The sequence below is a fragment of the Pseudooceanicola sp. genome (genome assembly GCF_041987405.1).
GTDB lineage: Bacteria > Pseudomonadota > Alphaproteobacteria > Rhodobacterales > Rhodobacteraceae > Pseudooceanicola.
In genome coordinates this window covers 152,102-166,032 of record NZ_JBHIWR010000006.1, presented here as the reverse complement: position 1 = coordinate 166,032, position 13,931 = coordinate 152,102, and the positions used below count along the sequence as shown (strand labels likewise).

The window sequence follows — 13,931 nt, the reverse complement described above, 5'->3', positions numbered from 1 at the left end:
TATTTATTGGCTCGTTCTTCAGTGCGGAATTCACAAATAAGACATGGTCTCGACCTCCCACCCGATCGCTCCGTTGCGCCGCATGGACTGGCGGCGCGTCTCGGAGTAGCACCGGGAAGCCCATCCAATGTCACGCGGTCCCCGATGCAGAGCCAGATTCCCCTGACGACAGACCTTGTGTTGATCGGCGGAGGCCATGCCCATGCACTGGTTCTGCGGATGTGGGCGATGAACCCGGTGCCCGGCGTGCGGCTGACTTTGATCGATCCGGGGCCTGTCGCGCCCTATACCGGGATGCTGCCGGGCCATGTCTCGGGCCTCTATTCCGCTGATGAGATCGGGATAGATCTGGTCCGGCTCGCCCGCTTTGCCGGGGCGCGGCTGATCCTGGAACGGGCGGAGGCGCTTGATCCGCAGGCCAAGACGATCACCGCGGGCGGGCGCGTGATTGCCTATGACCTGGCCTCACTGGACATCGGCATCACCGGGCATCTGCCGGAGGTGGCGGGTTTTGCCCAACACGGCGTGCCGGTGAAGCCCTTCACCGAATTTTCCCGCGCGTGGGAAGCCTTTCTCGCCGGTCCGCGCGGTCCGGTTACCGTGATCGGCGGCGGTCTGGGCGGGGTGGAGCTGGCACTGGCGATGAAACATCGCCTTGGCGCAGGGGCGGAGGTGCGGGTCATTGGACGCTCCGGACTGGCCGGGGTAGGGGCGGCGATGGAACGGCGGCTCATGCGGGAACTGGACCGGGCGGGGATCGCGTTCGTCACTGACACGGCGGTGGAGGTCACCGAAACCGAGGTGGCGCTGGCCGACGGGCGTCGAATGCCGTCGGCGCTGACGGTCGGGGCCGGGGGCGCAACCCCGCAGCCCTGGCTGGAAGGCACCGGGCTACCGTTGCACGAGGGGTTCATCAAGGTGGGGCCGACGCTGCAAGTGATTGGCCATGATGACATATTCGCGGCCGGGGATTGCGCGCATTTGACCCATGATCCGCGCCCGAAGGCCGGGGTCTATGCGGTGCGGGCGGCGAAAGTTTTGGTGCACAACCTGCGGGCGCGTACTCTGGGTTGGGCGCTGCGCAACTTCCGCCCGCAGCGCCGGTTCCTGCGTCTTGTGTCGCTTGGTGGGCCGCGCGCGGTGGCAGAGAAATGGCCCGCCCTGCCGCTGGCTCCGGCCGGCAGCCTGGTCTGGCACTGGAAGGATCATATCGACCGCAAGTTCATGCGCCGTCTGACCGATCTGCCGGTCATGGCACCGCCGCCGATCCCGGCGGATGCGGCGCCGGGGGTGGCGGCGATCATGGGGGCGGCCCCGCTCTGCGCCGGGTGCGGGTCCAAGGTCGGGGCCGGGGTCCTGTCGGAGGTCATCGCGGGCCTGCCGCAGCCCCCGCGCGCGGACGTGGAGACCGGGCCGGGCGATGACGCGGGCGTGTTACGCATTGGCGATATGCGGCAGGTGCTGACGACGGATCACCTGCGGGCGTTCACGGACGATCCCGGGCTGATGGCACGGATCGCGGCGCATCATGCGCTTGGCGATGTGCGCGCCATGGGGGCAAAGCCGCAATCGGCGCTGGCCCAGATTATCCTGCCGCGCGCCAGCGATGCCCTGCAGGCCCGCATGCTGGCGGAGATCATGACGGCGGCGGGGGAGGTTTTTTCCGACGCCGGGGCGGTGATCCTGGGGGGCCATTCGACCATGGGGGCGGAGCTGACGATCGGCTTCACCGTGACAGGCCTGTGCCCGGAGGACCCGATAACCGTCGCAGGCGCGCAGGCGGGGGATGCGCTGATCCTGACCGGGAGGATCGGCACGGGTGTCCTGCTGGCGGGTGAGATGCAGGGCAAGGCGCGGGGGGCGCATATTGCGACGCTCTGGTCCTCCATGGCCGCCGGGCCCGGCGCGGTGGCGGCGTTGCGCGACGCTCATGCGTTGACGGATGTCACGGGCTTTGGCCTGGCGGGGCATCTGATGGCCATCTGCCGGGCTTCGGGGCTGGGGGTGGAGGTCGATCTGGACCGGATCCCGCTCTTCTCCGGGGCGCTGGAGTTGTCGGAAAAGGGCGTTCGATCAACGCTTTACGAGGCCAACCGGGCGAATGCGCCGGTCTTTGGTCCCGACAGCCCGCGTGCTGCCCTGCTGCATGATCCGCAGACCGCCGCCGGGTTCCTGGCCGCTGTCCGGGCGGAGGATGCGGCGGGCGTGATTGCGGATCTGACCGGGCAGGGGATTGAGGCCGTGCAGATCGGGCGGATGACGGAAGGTCCGGTCGGGATCACGCTGGTCTGAGGTTTTACCCGCCATGTTCGTCGATCATCCGGCGGGCCGTCCGCTCAAGCGTGGCGGGCGTGAGGTCGGGCATTGCGATCCGGGCGATGGCGGCGGCCTTGCGGGTGCTGCTCTTGGCGTAGCGCGGGTCGTAGTGGTCGTGCATCAGCCCGGTGCAGAGCTGGTGGAAGTCGCGGGCGGCGGCGAGGGCCTGCCAGTGCGCGATCCGGTCGGCGGAATGATAAGGTCGCAACTGGTCGAGAATGGCGGTCAGAGCCGCCGGATCGGCGGTGAGTTCACCATAGGTGTCGATCAGATGCGCGGCACGGTCGGGCAGGGGCGCCGTGACCTCGATCCGCGGGGCGGCGATCATGGCCTTCCAGACGGAGCCGGGGATCAGCAGGTCGCCCACCTTGTTGCTTTCGGCCTCCATGAAGACCGGGCGGGCCGGGTCGAGCGCAACTAACGCGGCGGCGAGGCGGCTTTCGAACATCTTCTGCGCAGGCTGAGGGCCGGAGAGGCCGCCGAAGAGTGACCCGCGATGCGCCGCCAGCCCCTCCAGGTCGATCACCTGCGCGCCCTGGGCCGCGAGGTGATGGAGGAGCTGTGTCTTGCCCGTGCCGGTATTGCCGTCGATCAGAACAGTTTTCCACGGCAACGGGTCGTCATGCAGCAGGCGCACCACGAGGCGGCGATAGCTGCGATAGCCGCCCTCGACAGTGTCCGTACGCCAGCCGATCTGGCCGAGGATCACCGCGAAGGAGCCGGAGCGTTGGCCGCCCCTCCAGCAATAGACCAGAGGACGCCACCCGCCGGGCATTTCTGACAGCGGCCCTTCGAGGTGCCGGGCGGCATTGCGCGACACCAGCGCGGCGCCGATCTTGCGCGCCTGGAAGGGGTCGACCTGCGTGTAGATGGTGCCGACGCGGGCGCGTTCCGCGTCGCTCATCACCGGCAGGGAGATCGCGCCGGGCATATGGTCCTCGGCGAACTCCGAGGGGCTGCGCACGTCGATCACGCTGTCGAAGGGCAGCGCGGCCAGATCGCGGAGGGATTTCAGCGTGACGGGCATGGCGGGGTTCCGAAAGGGTTCAAGCGGTATGCACCCGGCGGTAACCTATCGCAAGTGTGAGGCGCCTTTGATCTTGAAATCGGTGCCCCCCTCGGATGACATAGGCCGGTCATGGTCCGAACACTCATCACTTTTCTGGCGATTGCCGGTCTCTTTGCCCTGCCGCTTCAGGCCCGGGCCGACCGGCTGCTGGTTTTTGCCGCCGCCAGCCTGGCCGGGCCGCTGGATGCGGCGGCGGCCAAGTTCGAGGAGGCCACGGAGCATGAGGTCGTCATCTCCTACGCCGGCAGCTCCGCCCTGGCGCGGCAGATCGAACAGGGCGCGCCGGCGGATGTCTTCCTCTCGGCCAATCAGGGCTGGATGGATCACCTGGCCGCGCTAGGCCATATCCGGAACGAGACGCGGCGCGATCTGTGGGAAAACCGGCTGGCGCTGATCTCTCATGACGGGGGTGAAGAGGTGCCGCTGACCCCGGAACTGGACCTGGGCGAACTGCTGGAGGGCGGGCGGCTGGCGGTCGCTCTGACCACAGCCGTGCCAGCTGGTATCTATGCCAGAGAGGCACTGGCCTCGCTCGGGCTCTGGGATCAGGTCAAGGACTCGCTGGCGGAGGCGGACAATACCCGCGCCGCCCTGGCGCTAGTCGCCACCGGCGCAGCGCCCTGGGGGATCGTCTACACCACCGATGCGCGGGCGGAACCGGAGGTGAACCGGCGCGCGATCTTCCCGCCGGAGACGCATTCGCGGATCACCTATCCCGGGGCGCTCATCGCCTTTGCCCGCCCGCCTGCCGAAGATTTCCTGGCCTATCTGAGCGGGCCGGAGGCGCAGGCCATTTTTGACGAGGCCGGGTTCGACATGGCCGTGGCCCCCTGATGGGCTGGCTCGGCCCCGAGGAATGGGCTGCGGTCGCCCTGTCGCTGAAAGTGGCGATATGGGCGACGCTTCTGTCGCTGCCGCCGGGGGTCGCCGTGGCCATGGCGCTGGCGCGGGGGCGGTTCTGGGGGCGGGGGCTGCTGAATGTGCTGGTGCATCTGCCGCTGGTCATGCCGCCCGTGGTGGTCGGCTATCTGTTATTGCTGACCTTTTCGCCCGTCGCCCCGGTTGGAGAGGCGCTGGCGGCGATCGGCGTGGTCTTTGCGTTTCGCTGGACCGGGGCGGCGCTGGCGGCGGCGGTCATGGGGTTTCCACTGATGGTGCGGGCGATCCGCCTGGCGGTGGAGGCGGTCGACCCAAAGCTGGAGCAGGCGGCGGCAACCCTCGGGGCCTCGCGCCTGCGAGTCTTTGCCACGGTAACCCTGCCGCTGATCCTTCCGGGCGTTCTGGCCGGCGCGGTCCTGGCCTTTGCCAAGTCCATGGGCGAGTTCGGGGCGACGATCACCTTCGTGTCGAATATCCCGGGCGAGACGCGGACCCTGCCCTCCGCCATCTATGCCTTCCTGCAACAGCCCGGCGGGGACGGGGCGGCGCTGCGGCTGGTGCTGGTGTCGGTGCTGGTGGCCACGGGCGCCTTGGTGGCGTCCGAGGCACTGGCGCGGGCCATGACGCGCAGGGGTGGGTCATGAGCCTGTCGGTCTCGCTTCGACACCAATTGGGCGACACCCTGCTGGAGGTCGATTTCGATGCGCCGGACGGGGTGACGGCGCTCTTCGGTCGGTCGGGGGCGGGCAAGACCAGTGTGGTGAATGCGGTCGCGGGGTTGCTGAAACCGCGTGACGGAAGGATTGTTCTGAATGGACGAGTCCTGAACGATGCTGCGATCGGAACGTTTGTTCCGATTCACATGAGGAAAGTCGGATATGTGTTTCAGGATGCTAGACTATTCCCACATTTGAGCGTCAGGAAGAACCTGCTTTACGGCGCACGGGGTGATGCGGGGCTGACACGGGTCTGCGATCTTTTGGGGATCGGCGATCTGCTGTCGCGTAGTCCGCAAAGCCTGTCGGGTGGTGAGGCGCAGCGGGTTGCGATTGGTCGGGCGCTGCTGTCTGACCCGCAGCTTCTGGTCATGGACGAACCCCTCGCGGCGCTGGATGTCGCCCGGAAGGAGGAGATCCTGCCCTATCTCGAACGTCTGCGCGACGAGGTGGGCCTGCCGATCCTCTATGTCTCGCATTCGGTGGAGGAGGTCGCGCGCCTGGCCACGACGCTGGTGCTGATGGAGGAGGGTCGGGTTGTCCGCGCGGGGCCAGCGGCCGACCTTTTTGCGGATCCGGAGCTTGCGCCGATCTTCGGCCCGCGCACGGCGGGGGCGCTGCTGAGCGGGCAGATACGGCAACAGCACGAGGATGGGCTGACCGAGGTCGCGGTCTCCGGCGGCGCGCTGTTGCTGCCTGCGCTGGAGGGGGAGCCGGGCGATCCGGTCCGCGTCCGGATCGAGGCGCAGGACATCATGCTGGCCCTGACCCGGCCGGAGGAGGTTTCGGCGCTAAATATTCTTCCGGCCCATGTCACCGGGTTGCACCAGGGGCAGGGCCCCGGGGTGATGGTGCAGCTGCGCGCGGGAGAGGATCTGCTGCTGGCAAGGATCACGCGCCGTTCGGCGGAGGCGCTGGCGCTGGCGCCGGGCAAGCCCTGTTATGCGGTGCTGAAATCCGTGGCGGTGGCGCGCGGGGCGGTCGGGCGCGGCTGATCCAAAACGGGAAGGCCGCCTGACACTTGTCATCCCGGCGGATTTCCGTACCGTGCCGCCAAACGCCGGAGGTCCCGATGAGCATCATTCTTGAAACCCAAGCCCTGCCGTATCCCGGCGTCCACAATATCCGCTGCCTTGGCGGCTATGAGACCGACAGCGGGCAGGTCACGCAAGCCGATGCGGTCTGGCGTGGCTGCGCGTTGACCGGGATCGAGACCGAGCATCACGAGGACCTCCTGTCGCGCGGGCTGGCCACCGTGATCGACCTGCGCCGGGATGACGAGATCGCCTCGGCGCCCAATCCGCTGGCCGAGGATTCGCGGGTGATCTACGTGAATATCCCGCTCTTCGACGGGCTCGCCCCGCTGGACCAGATGGCGGAAGAGGCCGGGGGACAGTTCAACATGGGCATCCGTTATGTGCGGGCGCTGGACGACTGTCAGGACAACATCGCCCGGGTGCTGCGCACCATCGCCGCAGCGGCGCCGGGCGGCGTCTATTTCCACTGCACCGCCGGGAAGGACCGGACCGGGCTGATCGCGGCGCTGCTTTTGTCCAACGCGGGCGTGGCGCGGGATGTGGTGGTGGCGGAATATGCGCTAACGGAACGGCTTGGCGCCTCGCTGATGGACCGGCTGCGCGGGGCGATCCGGGATCGGGGCGCGTCGCCCGAGCGGACGGAGCAGATCCTGGCCAGCGCGCCCGACACGATGCGCCGGGTGCTGGAGCATCTGGATACCGTATATGGCGGGCCGGTTGCCTATCTGGACCAGATCGGGATCGACGCGGCGCTGCGGGCACGGCTGGCCGCGCGGTTGACCGGCGGCGGGATCTGACCCGCCGTCAGGGTCAGGGCGCTATGGCTTCAGCAGTTTCAGCAACCCGTCCCTGACCTCTTCCTCCAGCTTGCGCTTGAGGGCGTCTTCGGTACTTTCGCCTTCCTGCTGTTCCACCCCCAGCTTCTTCGCCACCTCATCGCGGATCTTCTGTTCGACCTTGGTCTTTTCTTCCTGCGCGTTCAGCTGAATCGCGCGTTCCACATCCACGGTGATCTTCGGACTGGCCCAGGCGCCACGGATGCGGACGGGCAGGGCCAGGCCCCGGCCATCGCGGGCGGTCAGGCTGACGGGGGTGAAGAGGTAGTCGATCTGCTGCTGGCCAAAGCCGACCGTCCCGACGCCCTTGGCCTCTATCCCGGCGAGCTTCATCAGCAGGTCGTCATTGCGTAGCACGCCGTCCTGCATGGTGAAGGTCGCGGTGGTGGCATCGAAGATGGTCGTCCCGCCGGTCGGATCGCCGCCGCGGAACAGCCGGTCCAGGTCGATCCCGTCGATCGTGCCGCGCCCCGTCTCGATCCGCCCCTCGCCGGAGAGGGAGTTCATGATCGCGGCCTGGGTCTGCCCGATGCCCAGAAAACGCAGCCTGGCCGAGGCCTCGCCGGTAAACCGGGTGATGCCCGCCAGTTCGGTGAGCATGGTGTTCAGCGCGATATCCGTGGCTTTCAGGTCGCCGCCGACCGAGAGGCCGTTGCGGTTGTTGGCGACGAATTCGCCGGTCAGCACGCCACCGAAGGCCTGCACCTCCTGCAGGGTCGTCACGGCGCGGGCGCGGTCGATATTGATCGTCAGCCGCGTCTTGCCAAGCGTTGTGGTGCCGAGGTCGATGGATTTCGCGGCGAAGGAAATCTGGCCGTCCAGCAGGCCCAGGGCGGAGGCGTCTATGGGATCGTTGGACCAGCCTGTTGCGGCTTCGGTGCCTTCGCCGGTTGTCCCCGACGGGGCAAGCGCCAGGGCTTCAGCGACGACTTTGGCCGTCAGCGTCGGGCGCGCGCCGCCGGTGGTCAGATCCGCCGCCACAGCCAGGCGGTTGGGGCCGGAGGCGATCAGCGCGTCGCGCAGGGACAGGATGCCCTCTGCGGTCAGGGTCATCGCGGTGTCGAGGGTCAGCGCCCTGCCCATTCCGGCGGGCAGACCCGGTGCGCTCTGGCCAAGCGCGCGGGCGAGGGCGTCGCTGTCGGATATGTTGAGGGTGAGTTGGCCCTGGGCCTCCGGCACGACAGAGGCGCGGCCGTCGAACCGGCCGTTGGCCCCGGGGGCGGTGACATCCAGCGCGATGGTGGAGATCTCGGCCCCCGCCAGGGCCACCGGATCGCCGATCGCCCCGGACAGCCGGACCGGTTCGCCGTTCGGGCGCATCGTCAGGTCGATTTCGGCCGGGCCCCCGGCCTCGGGGTAGGCGAGCGACAGGTCGATGCCGCGCTGGTTGATCTCCGTCCCGGTCTTGCGGTCGAGGTAATAAATCGCCGCATCGGTGATCTCGGCTCGGTCCAGGGTGAAGGTCGGCGGTGCCTTGCGCGCAGGTGCTGCTGCAGGGGCCGGGGCGGCGGCGGGGGCGTCCGCAGCGGGCGCGGCGGGGGGCGCCAGCTCCCAGTTGCCGCGTCCATCGGCGTTGCGCTCCAGCAGGATCTGCGGCGTGTCGGCATGAAGGGTGCGGATACGGATATCGCGCCGGATCAGCGCGGCGGCATCGACACCGATAGTGACGGAGTTTGCACGGAAGAGGGGGCCGTTTTCGGACCAGTCGGCATTGGCGATGGAGAGCGCGTCAACCGTAACGCCAAGATCCGGCCAGAGGGTCACCCTAGCCTCGCCGGCGATCTGCACGTCCCGGCCGGTGCGGCGGGTCAGCTCATCCGCCGCCAGCTTGGCGATCTGGCGACCGGGCAGAAGGAAGAGCCCGCCCACGACGAGCAGGGCAAAGACAAGAAGTGCACCGATAAGAAGCCGAATGAGCCGCATGTCCCCTCCTGCGCCTGGCTGACCGCCCTTGGGCGCCGACCCTAGCACCTGCCCGCGCCGCCACAAGGAGAAGTGGGGCGTGGCCGCCCGGATCACGACTCTGACAGTTGCAAAAAACCGGCAAGCGCGTATAGGCGGCGGGATGTCCCAGAATCCACCGACCCTTCGCCCCGATCTTGCCCCGGCCCCGCGTTTCGACGAGTCGCGCCGCGAGGGGCAGCCCGCCATCGGGATGGTTTCGCTTGGCTGTCCCAAGGCGCTGGTGGACAGTGAACGTATCCTGACCCGTCTGCGGGCCGAGGGCTATGCGATTTCGCCCGACTATGCCGGGGCCGCGGCGGTGATCGTGAACACTTGCGGGTTCCTCGATTCAGCCAAGGCCGAGAGCCTGGAGGCGATCGGCGAGGCGCTGAAGGAAAACGGCAAGGTCATCGTGACGGGCTGTCTGGGGGCGGAGCCGGAGTATATCACCGGCGTGCACCCCAAGGTGCTGGCGGTGACCGGACCGCATCAATACGAGCAGGTGCTGGACGCGGTGCACGGGGCGGTGCCGCCGTCGCCCGATCCCTTCATCGACCTGCTGCCCGCCTCGGGCGTCTCGCTCACGCCGCGGCACTACAGCTATCTGAAGATTTCAGAAGGCTGCAATCACAAGTGCAAGTTCTGCATCATTCCGGACATGCGTGGGCGGCTGGCCTCGCGCCCCGTCCACGCGGTGCTGCGGGAGGCCGAGAAACTGGTCGAGGCGGGTGTGAAGGAACTGCTGGTGATCAGCCAAGATACCTCGGCCTACGGGGTGGACCGGCGGCATGACACCAGCCCCTGGAAAGAACGGGAGGTGCGGGCCCATGTGACCGACCTTGCGCGCGAATTGGGGCAGCTTGGCGCCTGGGTGCGGCTGCACTACGTCTATCCATATCCGCACGTAAAAGACCTGATACCCCTCATGAACGAGGGGGGTATCTTACCATATCTCGACATTCCGTTCCAACACGCCCATCCCGACACCCTGCGCCGGATGGCCCGCCCGGCGGCTGCCGAAAAGACGCTGGACCGGATTGCTGAGTGGCGGGATATCTGTCCGGACATCACCCTGCGCTCGACCTTCATCGTTGGTTATCCCGGCGAGACGGAGGCGGAGTTTCAGACCCTGCTTGACTGGATGGACGAGGCGCAGCTGGATCGCGTCGGGTGCTTTCAGTACGAGAACGTCGCAGGGGCACGGTCGAACGATCTGCCCGATCACGTCGCGCCGGAGGTCAAGCAGGACAGATGGGACCGCTTCATGGAGAAGGCCCAGGCGATCTCCGAGGCGAAGCTGGCGGCCAAGGTCGGCACGCTGCAACAGGTGATCGTCGACGAGATCGACGAGGATGGCGTGGCCATCTGCCGGACCAAGGCGGATGCGCCGGAGATCGACGGCAATCTCTTCATCGACGAGCGGACGGAGGGGCTGGCGCCGGGTGATTTCGTCACGGTCGAGGTGGACGAGGCCAGCGAGTATGACCTCTGGGGACGGCGGGTCTGACCGACGCCCATATCCCGGCCTCGCGCCGGGACCCCTTGGTTTCCGGTGCTTGCGCTTTTGCTGGAAGAGGCCCCGGCACGGGGGCCGGGGCATGGATGGAACGTCTGTCCCGGCCCCGCGCCGGGACCGCCTTGTTATTGCTGCATGCCAGCCAACCCCGCGGCGCCCTCGAATGCGAGCGGCCCCGGCGCGGGGCCGGGGCGCAAGCGGAGTTCAATAAAATAAGACGCCGACGCATTGTCCCCTTTGATGCGCCGGCGCCTGACCGGGTCGGAGACTGCCCCACGCGGCGCCATTCCCCCGAACGGCCACGTGTCTCCTGATCCGGTATTCCGTCCCGAAACCTATGCCTTTGCCAGGGCGTCCAGCATGCGGCGGTTGCGGCAATAGTTGGGGGCCTGTGCCGCGCGGTCGGTTCGCGACTGCCAGTCCTGGCAGGACCCTTCGGAAGTGCAGGCCATGCAGCTGAGAACCGCGGTGCGATAGTCGCCCGCATGGTCCGGACAGGTCGATATCCAGCGTCCGAAATCAACGCCCAGACGGTCGGCCATCCCGCGGAAGAGCGGTTCGCGTTGTTCGATGCGGCGGAAGAAGCCCATGGTTCGGTCCTTTTGTTACGCGGGGTGCCGGGCCAGCCGGTCAAAACTCGCGCGGTTCTCGCAATAGTTCGGGGCGTTCGCCCGGTCTGAGGTCATCTCGAGCTGCGCCAGACGAGCGCGGCAGCTTTCGACAGAGATGCAGGCGCGGCAATTGGTGACCATCTGCGACCAGTCGGCACTGGTCAGCTGGCCCTCCAGCATGGCTTCGGCCAGATCGCTGCCGCTGGCCCGCGCCATGCGCCGGACTAGCTGCAGGTGGTCTGTCACGTCACCCAGTGCCGGGCCCAATGCCGCCATTGTCGATCCTTCCCTGCGGCCGGTGCCGCCCGTTGTGGTTCGAGGAAAGACCTACAGGGCCGAATCGAGTCCGACTTTGATCCGGATCAAACTCCGGTCCGATGGCACGTAGCGGGAAGGACCGGGGCCTGCGGGTCAGCGCAGGGCAGCGCGGACGGCTTCGACCCGGTTGGCATTGGGCGGATGCGTGCCGAGGAAGCGGTTGCCGGGATCGGGCGAGCGTTCGAAATAGCGCGCGCCGTTGATCGCGTCGAACCCGGCGGAGCGCGCGATGCGGGCGCCGATGGCATCGGCCTCGAGCTCGTAATCCTTTGCATAGACGCGGGAGCCGAGCACCGCGCCAACCCGCGCGGCGGTTTCCAACGCCGCGCCCGAGGCCCCGCCCCGCGCGGCGGCGGTGGCAAAGATCAGGGCGCTGGCCTCTGTCGCCTGCTGGCGGCGATCCAGGTGGCGGGCGATGTGATGTGCCGCCTCATGAGCCAGGACAAAGGCCATTTCGTCATCATTGCGGACATAGGTGAGCATCGGCACCGTCACCACGATCACCGGGCGACCGGTCTTGTCGCGCAGCTGAAAGGCATTGATCGGGGCGTTCGGATCGTCATCCACGACGATGTTGAAATCGCAGTTGAGGTCGGGGGCCGTGCGTCGGCACTGGTTTTCGGCGGCGGGTTCGACACGGTTGGCGACGCGGACGAAACGGTCCGCAGCCGCCCGGGCGTCGGGCGTGGTCAGGGGCGGCGGCGTGCGGTCTGCCGGGGCGGTCCCGCCCGGCACGGGGACGTCGCAGCCCGCCAAGGCGATCAGCAGCGGCAGAAGCAGCGTTTTGAGAGAGACGGAACGGTTCATTGGCACCCCTTTGCCCTTTGACCTATCGGCATTCGCAGGCGGCTGGCAATATGCAACATCGTCCGTGACGTCGCGGCGGGCTTCGGCGCTTGCACCTCATGGGGATCACGCTAGGCTCCTCCCATGTTCACCATCGAGCACGAGTTTGATTCCACCATCATCACCCTGGTCGACGACGGCGATGCGCCGTTGCAGGAGGATGTGTCGATCAATGCCTTCGCGGAATGCGTCACCGTGGAACAATACGACGCGCGTCTGGACAATGTGCAGAAGATCACCCTGTCCATGGCTCAGCTTCGCGATCTCGCGGCGGCGATGAACCTGCCGGAAGGCAGCTATACACTGATCCCGTCGAAACAGGACTGACCTGCCTCACCCCAGGATGCGAAACAGCTTGTCCCGGCCGGTCTGTCCGCGGATGAGGGTCAGTCGGCTTTTCGGCAGGCCGAGCGCCTTGGCCAGCAGTTTGATCACAGCCGCATTGGCCTTGCCATCCTCCGGCACGGTGGTCGTGTAGACGCGCAGGCCGGTGTCGTCGTGGGTGATCCGGTCGCGGGCGGCCTTCGGGGTCACGCGCACCTCGATCTCCGTCCCCGGCGTGGCAAGGTGGCTGAGATCGGGCAGATCCTTTGACATGGGTCCTCTTGCGGTGTGTCCCCGGGCAGGCCACTGTCGCGCGGGAGAGGCGGAGGAACAAGCATGACGACAGGGTTCTACTGGGACGAGAGGTGTTTCTGGCACGCGGGGGGCAATTACGCGCTGACCCTGCCGCTTGGTGGTCTGGTGCAGCCCCTGGCCGCGGGCGGCATCCCGGAGAGCCCGGAAACCAAGCGTCGTCTGCGTAACCTGATGGAGGTCACGGGGATCACGCGGGATCTGATGATGACCTCTGCCGATGCCGCCAGTCGCGAGGATCTGCTGCGGGTGCACCCGGCCTCCTATCTGGACAAGTTCAAGTCCATGTCCGATGCGGGCGGCGGCGAGTTGGGCCTGCGCACCCCTTTTGCCAAGGATGGCTACGAGATCGCCGCGCTGTCGGCCGGGCTGGCGAAACAGGCGCTGCTGGATGTGATGCGGGGGCGGGTCGACAACGCCTATGCCCTGTCGCGCCCGCCGGGGCATCATTGCCTGCCGGACTGGCCCAACGGGTTCTGCCTTCTGGCCAATATCGCCATCGCCATCGAGGCCGCGCAGGCCGAGGGGCTGGCGGGCCGTGTGGCGGTGGTGGACTGGGATGTGCACCACGGCAACGGGACGGAGCACATCTATTACGACCGCGACGATGTGATGACGATCTCGGTGCACCAGGAGAAGAACTATCCGCTGGACACCGGCGATACCTCCGACCGGGGGCGCGGACGGGGGGAGGGGTTCAACATGAACATCCCGCTGCCGCCCGGTGCGGGTCACAACGCCTATCTGGAGGTGATGGAGAGGATCATCCAACCTACGCTGGAGCGGTTCGATCCGGACGTGATCATCGTCGCCTGCGGCTTTGACGCGGGGATCTTCGACCCGATCGCGCGGATGCTCTGCACGGCGGAAACCTTTGGCGAGATGACCCGCCAGATCAAGCGATCGGCAGAGCGGCTCTGCGACGGGCGGCTGCTGCTGGTGCATGAGGGCGGCTACTCCGAGGCCTATGTGCCCTTCTGCGGGCATCGCGTGCTGGAGGTGTTGTCCGGGTCGTCACATGTGGCGGAAGACCCGATGGCGGCGACCGTGGCGGCACGACAGCCCAATGGGCAGATGGATGCCTTTTTCGGCGGGCTGATCGGCGGCATGGCCAAGGTGTTCGGCACGGGCTGGCCCGGTTGAGCGAGGGGCGCGAGCGCGGCCATCCACCTGCGGTTCAAAGGCCGGACGGTGTCTGGCCAGGTTG

Annotated in this window: 14 protein-coding genes; 8 read left to right on the top strand and 6 right to left on the bottom strand. The window is 67.4% G+C overall.

The annotated features are described in order from the left end of the window. Positions 1 to 144 precede the first annotated feature (144 nt). Complete coding sequence (selD, locus tag ACFC2Y_RS15490) at positions 145 to 2,292, top strand: selenide, water dikinase SelD (protein WP_375175476.1); 2,148 nt, start codon at positions 145 to 147, stop codon at positions 2,290 to 2,292. A 4-nt stretch (positions 2,293 to 2,296) separates the two neighbouring features. Here selD and mnmH read toward each other — a convergent pair whose 3' ends face one another. Further along, complete coding sequence (gene mnmH / locus ACFC2Y_RS15485) at positions 2,297 to 3,343, bottom strand: tRNA 2-selenouridine(34) synthase MnmH (protein ID WP_375175475.1); 1,047 nt, start codon at positions 3,341 to 3,343, stop codon at positions 2,297 to 2,299. A 111-nt stretch (positions 3,344 to 3,454) separates the two neighbouring features. On the opposite strand from mnmH, the gene modA reads away from it, so the two are divergent. From modA to ACFC2Y_RS15465, 4 genes are all read left to right on the top strand, one after another. Further along, positions 3,455 to 4,219 (top strand): molybdate ABC transporter substrate-binding protein, encoded by a 765-nt coding sequence (gene modA / locus ACFC2Y_RS15480; RefSeq protein WP_375175474.1) that lies wholly within the window; start codon positions 3,455 to 3,457, stop codon positions 4,217 to 4,219. After that, complete coding sequence (modB, locus tag ACFC2Y_RS15475) at positions 4,219 to 4,908, top strand: molybdate ABC transporter permease subunit (protein ID WP_375175473.1); 690 nt, start codon at positions 4,219 to 4,221, stop codon at positions 4,906 to 4,908. Before modA ends, modB begins: the two co-directional genes overlap by 1 nt. Then, positions 4,905 to 5,975 (top strand): molybdenum ABC transporter ATP-binding protein, encoded by a 1,071-nt coding sequence (modC, locus tag ACFC2Y_RS15470; protein WP_375175472.1) that lies wholly within the window; start codon positions 4,905 to 4,907, stop codon positions 5,973 to 5,975. Before modB ends, modC begins: the two co-directional genes overlap by 4 nt. Before the next feature lie 77 nt (positions 5,976 to 6,052). Then, complete coding sequence (locus ACFC2Y_RS15465; protein ID WP_375175471.1) at positions 6,053 to 6,814, top strand: tyrosine-protein phosphatase; 762 nt, start codon at positions 6,053 to 6,055, stop codon at positions 6,812 to 6,814. Positions 6,815 to 6,835: 21 nt separating this feature from the next. Here the strand turns inward: ACFC2Y_RS15465 and ACFC2Y_RS15460 are convergent, their stop codons facing one another. Next, positions 6,836 to 8,776 carry an AsmA family protein gene (locus ACFC2Y_RS15460; RefSeq protein ID WP_375175470.1) on the bottom strand — a complete coding sequence of 647 codons (1,941 nt, stop codon included), beginning with the start codon at positions 8,774 to 8,776 and terminating at the stop codon, positions 6,836 to 6,838. 142 nt (positions 8,777 to 8,918) lie between these two features. Here ACFC2Y_RS15460 and rimO point away from each other — a divergent pair, with 142 nt between their 5' ends. Then, positions 8,919 to 10,304 (top strand): 30S ribosomal protein S12 methylthiotransferase RimO, encoded by a 1,386-nt coding sequence (gene rimO / locus ACFC2Y_RS15455; protein ID WP_375175469.1) that lies wholly within the window; start codon positions 8,919 to 8,921, stop codon positions 10,302 to 10,304. Positions 10,305 to 10,648: 344 nt separating this feature from the next. Here the strand turns inward: rimO and ACFC2Y_RS15450 are convergent, their stop codons facing one another. The 3 genes from ACFC2Y_RS15450 to ACFC2Y_RS15440 form a co-directional block, all read right to left on the bottom strand. Continuing rightward, positions 10,649 to 10,903, bottom strand: coding sequence for a DUF6455 family protein (locus ACFC2Y_RS15450; protein ID WP_375175468.1), 255 nt, complete (start codon positions 10,901 to 10,903; stop codon positions 10,649 to 10,651). A gap of 15 nt (positions 10,904 to 10,918) precedes the next feature. Beyond that, a complete protein-coding gene (locus ACFC2Y_RS15445) occupies positions 10,919 to 11,200 on the bottom strand; it encodes a DUF6455 family protein (RefSeq protein ID WP_375175467.1) in 282 nt (93 codons plus the stop codon). Positions 11,201 to 11,335: 135 nt separating this feature from the next. Beyond that, positions 11,336 to 12,049, bottom strand: coding sequence for a M48 family metallopeptidase (locus tag ACFC2Y_RS15440; protein ID WP_375175466.1), 714 nt, complete (start codon positions 12,047 to 12,049; stop codon positions 11,336 to 11,338). 123 nt (positions 12,050 to 12,172) lie between these two features. Here ACFC2Y_RS15440 and ACFC2Y_RS15435 point away from each other — a divergent pair, with 123 nt between their 5' ends. Then, entirely contained in the window at positions 12,173 to 12,415 is a 243-nt protein-coding gene (locus ACFC2Y_RS15435) for a hypothetical protein (RefSeq protein WP_375175465.1), read from the top strand. Between the two features lie 6 nt (positions 12,416 to 12,421). On the opposite strand, the gene ACFC2Y_RS15430 is transcribed toward ACFC2Y_RS15435, so the two are convergent. Next, on the bottom strand, positions 12,422 to 12,685 hold the full coding sequence (locus tag ACFC2Y_RS15430; RefSeq protein WP_375175464.1) for a DUF167 domain-containing protein: 264 nt from the start codon (positions 12,683 to 12,685) through the stop codon (positions 12,422 to 12,424). Between the two features lie 63 nt (positions 12,686 to 12,748). On the opposite strand from ACFC2Y_RS15430, the gene ACFC2Y_RS15425 reads away from it, so the two are divergent. After that, positions 12,749 to 13,867 (top strand): class II histone deacetylase, encoded by a 1,119-nt coding sequence (locus ACFC2Y_RS15425; protein ID WP_375175463.1) that lies wholly within the window; start codon positions 12,749 to 12,751, stop codon positions 13,865 to 13,867. The last annotated feature ends 64 nt before the right edge of the window (positions 13,868 to 13,931 follow it).